Here is a 14,697-nt window from a genome sequence, read left to right on the forward strand (position 1 = left end):
TAAAGAACTTTAAAATTTTGCACCATAAGCGTCACTTAAAAATTAGATCTATTCATTTCAACAACAGTAAAGGGAAATAACATGACAGATAAATCGAAAGTTGCATTTGTTACTGGTGCAGGTCAAGGAATTGGCCGAGCGATTGCTTTACGCTTAGCAAAAGATGGCTTTAATCTTGCCCTTGTTGATCTAAAGGCCGACAAAATTGCTGAAGTCGCTAAGGAAGTTGAAGCATTAGGTAAAAAGGCCATTGCGATAACGGCTGATGTTTCTAATCGTGATAACATTTATGCAGCAATCGACAAAGCAGAAAGCGAACTTGGTGGCTTTGATGTTATTGTCAATAATGCCGGCATCGCGCAAGTAACCCCAATTGCTGATATCACTGAACAAGAAGTTGAGCGCATCCTACGCATTAATGTCGAAGGTGTATTATGGGGCATTCAAGCGGCTGCAAAAAAATTCATTTCCCGTAAACAAAAGGGTAAAATCATTAATGCCTCCTCTATTGCTGGCCATGATGGATTTGAAATGCTTGGGGCATATTCTGCAACCAAATTTGCTGTTCGCGCGCTCACCCAATCTGCCGCCAAAGAATATGCGCGATCTGGCATTACCGTAAACTCCTATTGCCCTGGCATTGTAGGCACCGATATGTGGGCAGAGATAGACCAACGCTTTGCCGACCTTACTGGCGCACCGGTTGGCGCCACTTATAAAAAATATGTCGAAGGCATTGCCTTGGGGCGGGCTCAAACTCCTGATGATGTGGCGAATCTCGTATCATTTTTAGCAAGTAGCGATTCAGATTATATCACCGGCCAATCCATACTAACCGATGGTGGCATTGTTTATCGCTAAAGCTTAGCCAATAGTATATAATTTTTTAAAAAAACAATAAAGCATCTATATGTATATTTTTATAGGTGCTTTATTTGGGAGCTAGGAACATAAATTTAATTATTTTTACATTTTAAGCTTTTACTAATAAATACAAAAACAAAATTAAAAATATAGTAATATTTTTAAAATTATTTTTATAGATTATATAATATATTTAATTTGATATTAAATAAATATCTTGTTTGACAATGATTTGAATTTCAATTATTGTGCAACACAACGAACTTTTTATATGAGCTATAATTTCTGCGCCTAAAACTATGCCTTTAATTCTCCCTCTCAAAAACTTCGCCAAAACATGCGGTTTCCGCAATATCTTCTATTGCTATGAAAGGGTTTATTATGACCACAGGCACAGTTAAATGGTTTAATTCAACCAAGGGTTTCGGCTTCATTCAACCAGATGATGGTGGCGCAGATGTATTTGTTCACATTTCAGCTGTTGAACAATCAGGTCTTCGTAAGCTTGATGAAGGCCAGAAAATTGGCTTCGAATTACAGCGCGACAAGCGTTCAGGCAAAATGTCAGCTTGTAACCTTACAGCTGCTTAATCTTTTAAAAGATTAATTGCTTTTTTAGAAAGGTCGGATTTATCCGGCCTTTTTTATTTGTCTGTCGCGCAATGCAATGGTTCTAAGCTTGATTGCAAACACCATTTACCCACTAAACAATTACTTCTCCTCAAGCAAAAGCAGCTTTCACTATACAAAGAAGCAATATCAAATCTGCAACCTTCCGCGCTGCTTTTAACATAAGATACGTCCAACATACTCTTTATATCTTCCCCCGTTTTACCAAAAGAGCTACCCCAAGTTCATTTCAGTCATTTTGAACTTAGATATAAGAACAAAATCATAGAAAAAAATGGTTTGCCTACCACATGACCTATAAAAATTTTTCGTAAAATAAATAATAATTATTGTTTATCGATAAAAATATGATATTCTACTAGATGAGGGCATCCATAGGAGAATATCATGTCTTTCCAGACCCAACCAAACAAGAATGCGATTAATACCAAACCAAGCCGAATTACGCTCGACATCATGTTAGTCTTATTTATTTTGTTCATGGTGTATTATTGGGTTTTTACGCCCCTTTCTCAAATTGCTCAAGATTGGCTTTCTACCACGAATAGCATCAATACGGGATTACCAAATTCTAGTGAAATCATCATTAACGGCCCTGAATTTACGGTAAGATTAATGGCGCTCGTCGTAAACCTTTTATTTTCCGCCCCAATCTTTTATGGTTTTTGGTTGTTACGCAAACTTTTAAAGCTTTATGCACAAGGGTTATTATTTACCAAAGCACATGTTCAAATATTTAAACATGTTGCCTTCGCATTTATTGCCTATGGCATTTGCTTATTTTTAAGCGAGCCTATCATGGCCCTAGCTTTGACTGCTTTCAACAATAATGGCGATAGACTAATTGTAGTCGGCTTTGGCTCAAGCAATCTTTTTCCAATTCTAACAGGCATTGTTATGTTGCCACTGGTTCACGTCATGCAGCTCGCTGAAAAAATGGCCGATGAACAACAGCATACAGTTTAACCATGGCGATTATTGTTAGACTAGATGTCATGCTTGCTAAACGCAAAATGCGCTCCAATGAACTCGCGCAAGCAATAGGCATTACGGAAGCCAACTTGTCCTTGCTGAAATCTGGCAAGGTGAAAGCCATTCGTTTCTCCACGCTTGAAGCAATTTGCATGGTCTTGCAATGTCAGCCGGCAGATTTGCTTGAATATGCGAGCGAAGAACTATAAATTTATAAAAGGCGTGATTTAAACTCGCCTTTTTTATACGCTATTTTATGTAGATATTAGTTTTGATTTCACCTATTACCTAACTGATAATAGCGCAATTTACCAAAAATGAGCCAATCATGTTAAAGACAACACCAACGCCCAATGATGATAATAGCTGCGGATGGTTTCACTTGAGCGACCCCCGCACTGCAAAACCTAGCCATCAAGGTACATCGCTAACCCGCTTTGCTATTATTGGTGCAGGTGTTGCTGGACTTGCCATAGCCCGCCAACTTGCCATGCATTTTCCAAATGATGAAATTTTACTCCTTGACGCGCAAAGCGTTAGTTTCGGCTCATCTGGCCGCAATTCTGGCTTTATGATTGATTTACCCCATGACGTTACAGCACCTGACTATATTGGTGATTTGACCGTTGCCAAGATCAATCAAAAAATTAATCTTCTTGCCATTAATGTGTTAGAAAACATTATTAAAGACAATGGCATTGCCTGCGACTTGCGCCATGCCGGCAAGTATCAAGCAGCGGTGGAGCCAAAAGGCGTTAATATTCTAGAATCTTATAGCCGTGGCCTTGAAAAAATGGGCGAAGAATTTGAAATTATTGAAGGACCGCAGCTTCAAGATCATATTGGCACGGGTTTTTATAAAAAGGCAATTTACACCAAGGGCACACGCTTGGTGCAGCCTGCTGCCCTTGTAAAAGGCTTAGCCAACTCCTTACCAAATAATATCAAGCTTTTTGAAAATACGCCAATTACTGGTTTTGAAAAAGGTGCCCAAATAACCCTTCATCATGCCAATGGCAAAATCATTACTGATAATCTTATTTTAGCCAATAATTGTTTTGTTCCACAATTTGGTTTTTTAAAAAACCGCATTTTACCGATGTTTACCTATGCCGGCCTAACGCGCCCATTAACCACACATGAGCAAGAATTGCTTGGCGGCAAGGATTATTGGGGAATTATTCCAGCTGACCCTAGCGGTACAACGTTGCGGCGCACTGTCGATAATCGTTTATTGCTGCGCAATACAGTTACATTCAACCCAAAGGCCTTGCCACGTAAAAACATGCTTGAAAAAGCAAAGAAAAATATTCAACAATCCTTTAAAAATCGCTTTGCAATGCTTGGGAATGTGGAATTTGAATATTTTTGGGGTGGCGGCATTGCCATAACGCGCAATCAAAAAAGCTTTTTTGGCAATTTGGATAAGAATATTTTTGCAATTTCTGGCTGTAATGGCTTAGGACTTACCAAATCCACGGGGCTTGGTACTTTGCTCGCTGACCATATTAAAGGTGAAAAAAACAAGCTCATTGATTTCTTGTTAAATTCTGATGGCCCATCAAGCAATCCACCGGAGCCATTTTTAAGCCTTGGCGCTGATCTTACTTTATGGTGGGCGCGAAAATCAGCCGGGCTTGAATGTTAGCTTTGCCTCCTACTTTAACTTATTTACTCTAGATCTATGCGGGAAACAGTAAATTCAACCATTTCACCGTGGCAGATATCCTTGGGAATATCTGCGTCAGATAGATCAAATATAATATCTCCCACTTTTACCATGATAGTTTTTTGGCTTATTAAAATAATTCCAACAATATCATAGTAATAGGAATGGGGATTTTGCTCATGCTGCTTTATACAAAAGTTTTTATCACACGCACGCATTAAGCCTATCACATCAAGCGGTAGGAGTGGCGTTGATATGATGTCGCCTAAATTCTGGTTGAAAGGATGAGCAAAGGCACAGCAAGAAAAATTCCCATCACTGATTATTACGTCTGCTTCATCTTCACCCAAATACTCTATCGCCACAATTTTCATCTTCAATTATCGCGCTTCATTGCCAACAATGAATAAATGTCGGTTTTTATAATCAAAGCTTTCAATATCTATTTGATAAGCATTTGAAAGATTTTCGTTGGTCATAACCTCTTGTGCAGTACCATAAAAATGGTGATCATTTGGTTGCAATAATAGCACTTTATCAGCAACACAATAGGCATGGTCTGGTATATGGGTTGAAAAAATAAGCGCAATACCATTTTTTGACAAATGCGATACAAGGGTTAAAAATCGCGCTTGATTGGCAAAATCAAGATGGGCTGTTGGCTCATCCATGATGATAAATTGCGTTTTTTGCAACAAAGCGCGCGCTATATAGACAAGTTGCTGCTCACCGCCACTAATCTCGTTAATTGGCTTATCAAGCAGGTGGCTAATTTTTAACAGCCGTGCGGCATTTTCAACCTCTTCACCGGTACTTGTATCAGGTGTTTGAAAAGTCGATAAATGGGGCGAAATGCCCATTTCAATAATCGTGCGCACCAAAAACGCGAAAGAAACACTGCTTTGTTGGGGTATATAAGCAATTTTTTGCGCTATATCCTTATAGCTTAAACGCGCTAAGGCATTGCCGCCAAGATAAGAGCCACCAGCGGCGGCCTTTTCATAGCCTATGAGCGTGCGTAGAAAGGTTGATTTTCCAACACCATTAGGGCCAAGAACTGCTAAAACTTCTGCTGGCTTAACGGTAATAGAAATATCGGAAAAAATATTGTGTTTTTGCCCTTGATAGCAAAATGAAAGATGACGCGTTTCCAACATTTAAGAATTCCACCCCAAGCTATTACGTCGCAATAAAATAAGAAAAATTGGCGCACCAACCAGTGCTGTTAAAATGCCTAATGGAATTTCAATCGAAGTGAGCGAGCGTGATAGGCTATCAATAATTAACAAAAAGCATGCGCCAATTGCAATTGATGCGGGGATAAGCTTTCTAAAATCTGGGCCAATAATAATACGGGTAATATGAGGAATAACCAAACCAACCCAGCCAATAATACCGCTTACAGAAACAGCCGCAGCGGCAATAAGAGTCGCAGCAGCGATATAGATAAAACGATAAAGTGCCGGATTAATGCCCAATTGGCGTGCTGTTTCATCACCCATAGCTAAAATATTTAATCGCCAACGCAACAATATTAAAATAAATGCGGCTGGGATCATCATTGTTGCAATAATGATTACATCGCTATTGCCAATGGAAGCAAGCGAACCAAGCAACCAATATTCAATCACTGGTAATTTTGAAAATGGGTCGGCGGTGTATTTTACTAAAGCTAATAAAGCCGTAAACACTGAACCAACAATAATGCCGCTTAAAATCAAAATCAAAATATTATATGAACGGTAAAGGCGACTTATACCAAAGCAACAAAGAACCGCAAGCGAGGCAAAGGCAAAGGCACTAAGCGGCACCATCCAATTATTGGCAAAAAGTAAAATGGCAAGAGCTGCACCAAAGCCAGCACCAGCAGATACGCCCAATGTGAAAGAAGATACCAAGGGATTGCGAAACACGCCCTGATAGCAACTACCTGAAAGAGCAAGGGCTGCACCAACTAGCATTGCGCCAAATATGCGCGGCAAGCGCGTATCAATAATAATCGATTGCACGCGGGCGGGAACATCAACCTCAACCCCAAAAATATGGGCAGCTAAGGTCTTTACAATAGCTTCAGGGGCGATAAAAAATCGCCCCATCATCAATGCTATGATAAATAATGATAGAGGTAGAATGGCGTAAATAAGCCAATTTATAAAAATTTTCACGACAATTTAAACCTTACCATTTTAACATTTTTGCATTTCTTGTAATTTAAATTCTAGTTTTCACCATCATAGGAATGGCGATAGAATTTTTGATAATATTCCTGCACAACCTCATTCATATCAATATCTGCGAATTTTTCAGGATAAAGCTTTTTTGCCATCCAAAGTTCGCCAAGCGCCAAAGCTTCTGGTAAAGGATAACCCCAAGGCTTTACATATTCCGGCGTGATGTAGATTTTATTGTTTTTCACCGCTGAAATTTCTTTCCATTGCGGATTATTGCGAATATCATCGGCGACACTTGCATAACGATCTTGAACAAAGATCACTTGCGGATCCCACAAAACCACTTGCTCAATTGATACTTGTGCCGCACCTTTGACGCCTTCAGCAACATTAGTGCCGCCCGAACGCTTCATGATAACGCCAGTATATTTTCCGCTGCCATAGGTATGAAGATCCGGATTAGCCATATAAAGGCGCACGCGGTCTTTATCCGCAATATTTGCAACGCGATCTTCAACAATTTTACGCTTATCAAATGCATATTGAATAAGCTCATCAGCCTGTTTATCGCGATCGACAATAGCACCAATTAACTTAATACCTTCACGTAGCCCTTCTGAATAAGCCGCATCATCATCAGCAAAGGTCGGGTTTAATTTGGGCGCTTCAATCCCCTCGCCTTTTGACAGGGAAATAGCAACAACTGGAATACCGACCTTGGTGATTTGATCAATCATTGCTTGTGGTGCATAATTGGTAACAAAAACCACATCAGGGTTAAGGCCAACAACTTCCTCAATATTAACACTGGTTAAATCACCCACTTTTGGCAGTTTATCCAATTCTGGGGCATATATATTAAGACCCGGGATAAGCTTTGGCCAACGATCTAAAACACCAACAATTTTCTTATCGGCATCAAGCTCAACTAAAATATCTAGAGTTTGGTGCTGCAAAACCACCACACGCTCAACCTTGTCTGGTAGCGTTACACTACGATTAAGCTGATCTGTAAATTGTCGCTCTGCAAGAGCTGGGGTTAAAGAAAATGAAACAAGTGCAAAAGCACTTAAAGTAAGCGACTTTAAGCGCGTGCTAAAATGGGAAGTTTTGTAAATTTTATTCATAAATAGACATTCCTATCGTTATATAGTAAGACTATATAACAATTTTATTTATATACAAGGGTGCAATCATGCAAAAGCAACAACTTGAAATTTATGCAGCTGGCAGCCTCAATAGCTGCTTTAATGCAATAAAAGATAAATGGCAGCAACAGCTTGATAATGCCCAGCTTGCATTTCGCTTTGGCCCTGCCGGCCTTCTTTACCAAGAAATTGTAAATGGCGATCGACCCCATATTTTTTGTTCTGCCAACAAGGGCTGGCCGCAAAGCCTATTTGAAGCAGGATTAACCACTGAGCCATCGCACTTTATAAATAATCGCCTATGCTGCACTGTGCTTAAGGACAGCACTATTGATAAAAATAATCTTATTGAAAGTTTTATGCAGCCAGATTTGAAAATTGGCATATCAACACCAAAGGCTGATCCGGGTGGTGATTATGCCTTAGAAGTTTTTAAAAATTTTGAAAAGCTATATAAAGGCGCATTTGAGCGGCTATTGCAGCAAGCTCAAATGTTAGTTGGCGGCGCACTGATCAATGATGCCAATATTGGTTTAAAAAAGACCTTATTTGATAGCCTCATTCATCATCAAAGCGATATTATTATTGGCTATTATAGCAATGCAAAACAACAATGTGAGCTTAACAGTGCATTTAGATTAATTGAACTGCCCGATGCGCTTGCCGTTAATTCCCACTATTATATGGCGATAATGAACCCAACTACAAAAGCTGCACAACAATTTGGAAATTATTTGCTATCACCAGAAACACGTAAGATTTTTGAAGATTTTGGCTTTTCTATTGTATAAAATAGTTTTTACCGCAACAAAATAATTTGGACTTTATTTTAATTAATATTAGACTTACTACTTTAGCAAAACAATAAGTCATTTGACGAGGATATTATGGCGCGTAGTTTAAGCTTTATACTAGCATTGATATTCATATTTTTAACTGGAAATACTGCTTTTAGTGGCGCACTCTTTTATCGTTATTGGGATCGCGAAAAATTTTGTACAAGTTTAAACACAGAAAGCCAACTCATTGGTCTTTTAGGGAAACCTTCAAAAACAGAAACTATAAAAGACAGGCTCGATAAAGTTGACCCAACAACGAATAAGGCCAATAAAATAAAACCTACTGCCCAAAAAATTACATGGTATCAACCGCAAATATTGGTTTTGCAACCACCAAAAACTAAAAACAGTATTTCTGATTACTTATGGAATGGCCCAAAAGAAAAACAATATTATTGCCTTTTGTCACTGACCGTTCGAGAAGACAATTTTTCAATAAATTCTCAACAAATCCGCGGCCTAACTGGACGACTTAAAAAAAATGCAGAAGAACATTTGAACTATTATTGTCCCCAGTTTAAAGCGCTTGATGAATTCATGCGTAACAGTCAAAATGGGCAACAACAAATGATAGGCTATGATTGCAAAAATAGGCATCAATGAAAGCTTGCAACCCTATTACCTATTAAGGCATATAAATTCTGAGAATGAAGAAAACTTAAGACAATAACCAGACATGGAGTTGATTTGCGCAATATTCCAATGGGAGTAATGGCTTTAAAACCTTGAAACAGTTTAGCTGCAAAGAATTTTAATAAAAAAGCGCAGACAATAAAAAAAGGCGGGTAAATCCGCCTTTTTATTTAAACAAAACTATTAGCAAGCTGTAAAGCTTTGATAATTTATGAATCCAAGAAAGAACGCAATTTGCGCGAACGGCTAGGATGCTTCAACTTACGTAATGCCTTAGCTTCAATCTGGCGGATACGTTCGCGCGTAACCGAGAATTGTTGTCCAACCTCTTCCAAGGTATGATCGGTATTCATGCCAATACCAAAACGCATGCGCAATACACGTTCTTCACGTGGGGTTAAGGACGCCAAAACGCGCGTGGTTGTATCGCGCAAATTAGCTTGGATAGCCGCATCAATTGGCAAGAGCGCATTTTTATCTTCAATGAAATCGCCAAGATGTGAATCATCTTCATCACCAACGGGTGTTTCAAGGGAGATCGGTTCCTTGGCAATTTTGAGCACTTTGCGCACTTTTTCAAGCGGCATTGCCAATTTTTCTGACAATTCTTCCGGTGTTGGCTCGCGGCCAATTTCATGCAGCATTTGCCGTGATGTGCGTACAATTTTATTAATTGTTTCAATCATATGCACTGGAATACGGATAGTACGGGCTTGATCGGCAATCGAGCGGGTAATTGCCTGTCTAATCCACCAAGTCGCATAGGTCGAGAATTTGTAACCACGGCGATATTCAAACTTATCAACCGCCTTCATCAAGCCGATATTACCTTCTTGAATAAGGTCTAGGAATTGCAAACCACGATTGGTGTATTTTTTAGCAATTGAAATCACAAGGCGCAAATTGGCTTCGACCATTTCCTTTTTAGCAATGGTTGCTTCGCGCTCGCCTTTTTGCACCTGATTGACAATGCGGCGGAATTCGCCAATTGAAATACCGGTTTCTTGAGCAAGTTCTTGAATTTCACCACGAATTTCAAGAATATGACGCTCTTCACGGCTAGCAAATTCTACCCAACCACGCGCTTTCAAAGTAAGCACATAATTTAGCCAATCTGGATCAAGCTCACGGCCCTGATAGGCTTTCAAAAATTCTTCATGCCGAACACCATGAGAATCGGCAAGACGCTTTAAACGACCTTCATTTTGCACAAGACGCTTATTGATGTCATAAAGTTGCTCGACCAGTGCCTCAATACGGTTTTGGTTAAGCGACAAGGATTTAACTGCTTTGATAAGCTGATCTTTAAGCTCTTTTAAGCGACGCTTTTGAGTTGGCGACAAGGCTTCATTTTCAGAAGTTAAGCTGTTTTCAACCTGTTGATCTTGCAATTTACGCAATTTCAAATAGGTGTCATAGATAAGATCAAGAGTTTCCATCACTTGCGGGCGCAATTCTGCTTCCATTGCAGCAAGCGACAAGTTTACTTCATCCTCGTCCTCATCTTCATCATCAATACCCAATTCGCCGCCAACATTGGTGATATCATCTTCATCGTCACGCGATGGGCGGCGCGGTGCTGGCTCGGCTTTTTCTTCCAGATCAAAACGCTGTACGATTGGCGCTTGGCGCGCTTCTGGACCGGCATAAGTCGTTTCAAGATCAATAATTTCACGCAATAAAATACGAGAGTCGTTTAATTCATCACGCCAAATAATCAAAGCTTGGAAAGTAAGCGGGCTTTCACAAAGCCCAGCAATCATTGTTTCGCGACCAGCTTCAATACGCTTAGCGATGGCAATCTCACCTTCACGTGATAAAAGCTCAACTGCGCCCATTTCGCGCAAATACATGCGTACCGGATCATCTGTGCGGTCGGTTGGTTCTTTTTTAGTAGCGACAGCAAGCGCGGTCGATCCAGCTTCTACAAGTTCACCGCCGCCTTCAACTTCCGCAACCTCAGGGTCACCTTCTTGCTCGTCATCCTCAACAACATTGATGCCCATATCAGAAAGCATCGCCATGGTGTCTTCAATTTGTTCAGACGTTACTTCTTCAGAAGGCAACACTGCATTGAGTTCATCCATAGTGACATAACCGCGCTTCTTGGCGATTTTAATCATCTTTTTGACAGCGTCATCGGAAAGGTCGAGAAGTGGGCCATCCGCATTAACTTCGCGTTCAGCTTCATTTTCCTCGTTGTGCTTAACCTTGCTTGCCATACCGTCGTCACTCCAGACATTCACTTGCCTAAGGCCATTATCAATCGACCCATAGACTATAAACCTTATAAATACCTTTGCTGGCGCAAAAGTTCCAATAAAAGCTAAATTCTCTATAAAGCGTGTCTACACTATATAATTTACCAATATATAAATGTTACTTCCTTTGAACATCTTGCATTATAAATACTTATTGTGGCTTTTATAGTATTTCCTATAAAATAACCAAACATTAACATTCAAGCAAGACATTGTAAAAATTACAAAATTTTAGCTTTTTTAAAAATAATCTCATTTTAGATTGGTATAGCTCAATCATAAAGCCATACGAATAGACAACCAAAAGCAACGCCAACACCCAAGAGATCTGCGGTGGCGCTCATGACAATCCTAATCTAACGAGATTAATTGTCTGATTCGCAAGAAAAAAGCGAATCATTTTACAAAAAAGTGATTCTAACCTTTTTCTTTTTCCCATGCACCAAAGCCTTCAATCAGCGCTTCAGTGGCATTACTACGTTCTAACTCTGCCCTCACATCCATTAGCAAAGCCAGTTTTTCTTCAGTAGGATTTGCTAAAAGATCAACTTCTATTTCTCTTAATCGTTTATGTAGGTTGCGTGCACTAGAATACAAGTACAATGCTTGCTTTAATGCCTCACGCGCATCTTCAATCGGCGCTTCTAACGTACAAGAGCGGGTATTTAAATTGCGCATCATCATACTGATGCGATCTAATATTGCTTTTTGGCCGCGTTTTATTAACAATTCATGCATAGCAGAACCATCATCGGGGCACCACTCAGCCAAAATATTAAGCATAGCCCGGTGAAAATCTTGTAAACCATCGTGAGCAAATTCTAAAGCCGCAAGCGCTTCAAAATTTTCATGCCAAAGGGCGGGATGATTGGCAAGGGTTAGCAAAATAGCCGCATCACGCGATGCCATTGGCGTCCTTGATGACCAAGCAAGATCGGAATTATTGAGATTTTGTGATGGCCCTGCTGCAATCGTCTCGAGTGTCTTTTTACCAAAATTACCTTGCTGGCTCTTTTGCCCTTTTTGAAAAGGTTGAAATTTAGGGCGGAAAAAATCGCGAAGTCGATTACGAATATCCTGCAAATAATAATGGCGCAGGCTTTCATCCTTAATCAAAAAAGCAGCTGTCGTTAATCGCTTTTCAAGAGCGGCGCGCTGTTCAGGCGTTTCAGTTAAGCCATCATTTACTTCACGTTGCCAAAGCATTTCAATCAACGGCTGCGCTTCACTCACTAAACCCAAAAATGCTTGGCCACCATTATCGCGAATAATATCATCGGGGTCTTTACCATTAGGTAATGTCACAAAACGCAAAGACACACCGGCTTTTAACAAAGGTAAAGCGCGATCAATGGCACGGTAAGCTGCATTAATGCCAGCGCCATCGCCATCAAAACACAAAACTGGCTCATTTGACATGCGCCATAAAAGTTGTAATTGCTCGTCGGTTAGTGCAGTACCAAGCGGTGCCACAGCATTATCAATGCCGGCTTTAGCAAGGGCAATGACATCCATATAACCTTCAACAACCAATATAGGCTTTGCTGCTTCACCGCCTTTAGCTTGTGCTGCTCGTCGTGCTTCGCCGCCATTATAAAGCAAATTGCCCTTATGGAATAATTCCGTTTCTGGCGAATTTAAATATTTCGCCCGCACTTCAGTTGATAAAGCACGACCACCAAAAGCAACAATTCGCCCCTTTAAGTCCGCAATTGGAAATATAACACGATGACGGAAACGATCATATGGACTTGGAATATCTGCTCCTGTCACGATAAGACCAGCGGCGCCCATTTGTTTGACGCTAACACCTTTGGCTAGGAGGTGATCTTTTAGTGCAGTTTTACTATTCGGCGCAAAACCAAGGCGGAAACGTTTTTGTATTGCTTGCGGCAATTGACGATTTTGTAAATATTGTCGCGCTTCATTGCCTTGGCTATTTTGCAATTGCGCTTCAAAAAATTGAGTAGCCATTTCCATAACATCATAAAGCGTGGCTTTACGCGCTTCGCGCTGCTCCATCTGCGGATCAGCTTTTGGCATTGGCACACCAGCCATATCCGCTACCCGTTCCACTGCTTCCGTAAAACCTAAGCCATCAAGTGTCATTAAAAAACGAAAATGATCACCGCTTTCACCGCAGCCAAAACAATGATAGCGCCCACGGCCATCATCACAATGAAAGCTTGGCGTCTTTTCACCATGAAATGGACAACACCCCCAATAATCTCCGCGGGATGCATTGCTTTTTTTACTGTCAAATGTAACGCGCGTTGCAACCACCGTTGAAATAGGGACACGGCCTCGAATATCGTCCAGAAAATCCGGTGAAAAACGCATTAATAAAACCTGATATTGATCATAAAACGAGCAAAGGAACTCTAATGTTAAAAGCCCAACAGCACAACCATATTGCCATAACCCAAGCCATAGTTTTCAGCAAGCTTTTAAGCAATGGATAATTTTATAGACATTAAATCGCATAGACATTCAATAGCTATGTGACTTAACGCCTATATAATTATTATTTTTATGGAGTAAAAGCCCAAGCACAGATTTTTATTCTGGCAAATGCTTTTAAACACTGCTACCCATGGCAAAAGATTAAAATAACTTTGCTATTCAGCATTACCAATTTCAATAACCAACGGTGAAAGTCGATCAATACCACCAGTTATGATATCGCCAGACTTTACCGCACCAACACCTGCTGGTGTGCCTGTATAGATAAGATCACCGGCAGTTAAGTGATAATAATGCGACAAATGGCTAATAATTTCCTCAACACTCCAAATTTGGGCATTTAAATGAGAACTTTGCTTGGTTTCATTATTAAGCTTGAGCCATATATGCTGATCATTAACCGCACCAAATTCTTCAACTGGCGTTATTGGCGTTATAATCGCTGAATTTTCAAACGCCTTAGCAATATCCCACGGATAGCGTCTATCCTTAGCATATTGTTGCAAATCACGCCGTGTCATATCAAGACCGCAGGCGTAACCAAACACGCTATTAAGCGCCTCATCAACACCAACTCTAAAAGCTGGCTTATCAATTGCAACAACCAATTCCATTTCATAATGAAAATTTGTCGTACCAGGAGGATAAGGAATAGTGCCGCCAGACAAAACAACCGCCGAGGCGGGTTTGGTAAAATAAACAGGCGCTTCACGATCAACTGCTGCGCCCATTTCCTTGGCGTGATCTTCATAGTTACGACCTACACAAAAAATACGATTTACCGGAAAAAGATCCTCGCTACCTGCAACTGGAACTAAAGGTGTTGCTGGAAGGTCAAACAAAATTTTACCCATAACGATCTCCTAATCATCAATTAACAATACTATAATCAATCACATCGCAAAGTGTAAGCATAAACTTAAAAAACATCTTCACGGTGCTTTTACGAACCAGAGAGAGCTTATAGCAATCTTATAAAATGATCTTTGAATGTGAAATTAGCAACGATCTTATAATAATTGTCTCGACTTAATATGATATAACGCT

General features: G+C 40.1%; 14 protein-coding genes. 7 read left to right on the forward strand and 7 right to left on the reverse strand.

Going from position 1 to position 14,697, the window contains the following annotated elements; translation table 11 throughout:
* The first annotated feature begins 81 nt into the window (after positions 1-81).
* The 5 genes from H3299_RS10025 (at position 82) to H3299_RS10045 (ending at position 4,114) form a co-directional block, all read left to right on the forward strand.
* Positions 82-861, forward strand: a complete 780-nt coding sequence (locus tag H3299_RS10025; protein WP_182417529.1) for an acetoin reductase — start codon at positions 82-84, stop codon at positions 859-861.
* A gap of 384 nt (positions 862-1,245) precedes the next feature.
* Positions 1,246-1,455 carry a cold-shock protein gene (locus H3299_RS10030; protein WP_182417530.1) on the forward strand — a complete coding sequence of 70 codons (210 nt, stop codon included), beginning with the start codon at positions 1,246-1,248 and terminating at the stop codon, positions 1,453-1,455.
* 426 nt (positions 1,456-1,881) lie between these two features.
* Positions 1,882-2,460, forward strand: coding sequence for a DUF2975 domain-containing protein (locus tag H3299_RS10035; RefSeq protein ID WP_182417531.1), 579 nt, complete (start codon positions 1,882-1,884; stop codon positions 2,458-2,460).
* Positions 2,461-2,462: 2 nt separating this feature from the next.
* Entirely contained in the window at positions 2,463-2,675 is a 213-nt protein-coding gene (locus H3299_RS10040; RefSeq protein WP_182417532.1) for a helix-turn-helix transcriptional regulator, read from the forward strand.
* A gap of 119 nt (positions 2,676-2,794) precedes the next feature.
* Entirely contained in the window at positions 2,795-4,114 is a 1,320-nt protein-coding gene (locus H3299_RS10045; RefSeq protein ID WP_182417533.1) for an FAD-binding oxidoreductase, read from the forward strand.
* A 23-nt stretch (positions 4,115-4,137) separates the two neighbouring features.
* Here the strand turns inward: H3299_RS10045 and H3299_RS10050 are convergent, their stop codons facing one another.
* The 4 genes from H3299_RS10050 to H3299_RS10065 are packed head-to-tail and all read right to left on the reverse strand — an operon-like array spanning position 4,138 to position 7,433.
* On the reverse strand, positions 4,138-4,485 hold the full coding sequence (locus H3299_RS10050) for a hypothetical protein (protein WP_182417534.1): 348 nt from the start codon (positions 4,483-4,485) through the stop codon (positions 4,138-4,140).
* A gap of 30 nt (positions 4,486-4,515) precedes the next feature.
* The gene (locus tag H3299_RS10055) at positions 4,516-5,292 is read right to left on the reverse strand and encodes an ABC transporter ATP-binding protein (RefSeq protein ID WP_182417535.1); all 777 of its coding nucleotides are present in this window, start codon (positions 5,290-5,292) and stop codon (positions 4,516-4,518) included.
* Complete coding sequence (locus H3299_RS10060; RefSeq protein WP_210276098.1) at positions 5,293-6,300, reverse strand: iron ABC transporter permease; 1,008 nt, start codon at positions 6,298-6,300, stop codon at positions 5,293-5,295.
* A gap of 53 nt (positions 6,301-6,353) precedes the next feature.
* Positions 6,354-7,433: an ABC transporter substrate-binding protein gene (locus H3299_RS10065; protein WP_182417536.1), complete on the reverse strand. Its 1,080-nt coding sequence runs from the start codon at positions 7,431-7,433 to the stop codon at positions 6,354-6,356.
* Between the two features lie 68 nt (positions 7,434-7,501).
* Between H3299_RS10065 and modA the strand changes: the two genes are divergently transcribed.
* Positions 7,502-8,245: a molybdate ABC transporter substrate-binding protein gene (gene modA, locus H3299_RS10070; RefSeq protein ID WP_182417537.1), complete on the forward strand. Its 744-nt coding sequence runs from the start codon at positions 7,502-7,504 to the stop codon at positions 8,243-8,245.
* A gap of 96 nt (positions 8,246-8,341) precedes the next feature.
* Positions 8,342-8,896 carry a hypothetical protein gene (locus tag H3299_RS10075; RefSeq protein WP_182417538.1) on the forward strand — a complete coding sequence of 185 codons (555 nt, stop codon included), beginning with the start codon at positions 8,342-8,344 and terminating at the stop codon, positions 8,894-8,896.
* 239 nt (positions 8,897-9,135) lie between these two features.
* Here H3299_RS10075 and rpoD read toward each other — a convergent pair whose 3' ends face one another.
* The 3 genes from rpoD to H3299_RS10090 all read right to left on the reverse strand — a co-directional run bounded on the left by rpoD (position 9,136) and on the right by H3299_RS10090 (position 14,504).
* Positions 9,136-11,148, reverse strand: a complete 2,013-nt coding sequence (gene rpoD, locus H3299_RS10080; protein ID WP_182417539.1) for an RNA polymerase sigma factor RpoD — start codon at positions 11,146-11,148, stop codon at positions 9,136-9,138.
* 456 nt (positions 11,149-11,604) lie between these two features.
* Positions 11,605-13,527: a DNA primase gene (gene dnaG / locus H3299_RS10085; RefSeq protein WP_182417540.1), complete on the reverse strand. Its 1,923-nt coding sequence runs from the start codon at positions 13,525-13,527 to the stop codon at positions 11,605-11,607.
* A gap of 278 nt (positions 13,528-13,805) precedes the next feature.
* Complete coding sequence (locus H3299_RS10090; RefSeq protein WP_182417541.1) at positions 13,806-14,504, reverse strand: fumarylacetoacetate hydrolase family protein; 699 nt, start codon at positions 14,502-14,504, stop codon at positions 13,806-13,808.
* Positions 14,505-14,697 lie beyond the last annotated feature (193 nt).

It is taken from the genome of Bartonella sp. HY038 (assembly GCF_014117425.1).
Classification (GTDB): Bacteria; Pseudomonadota; Alphaproteobacteria; order Rhizobiales; family Rhizobiaceae; genus HY038.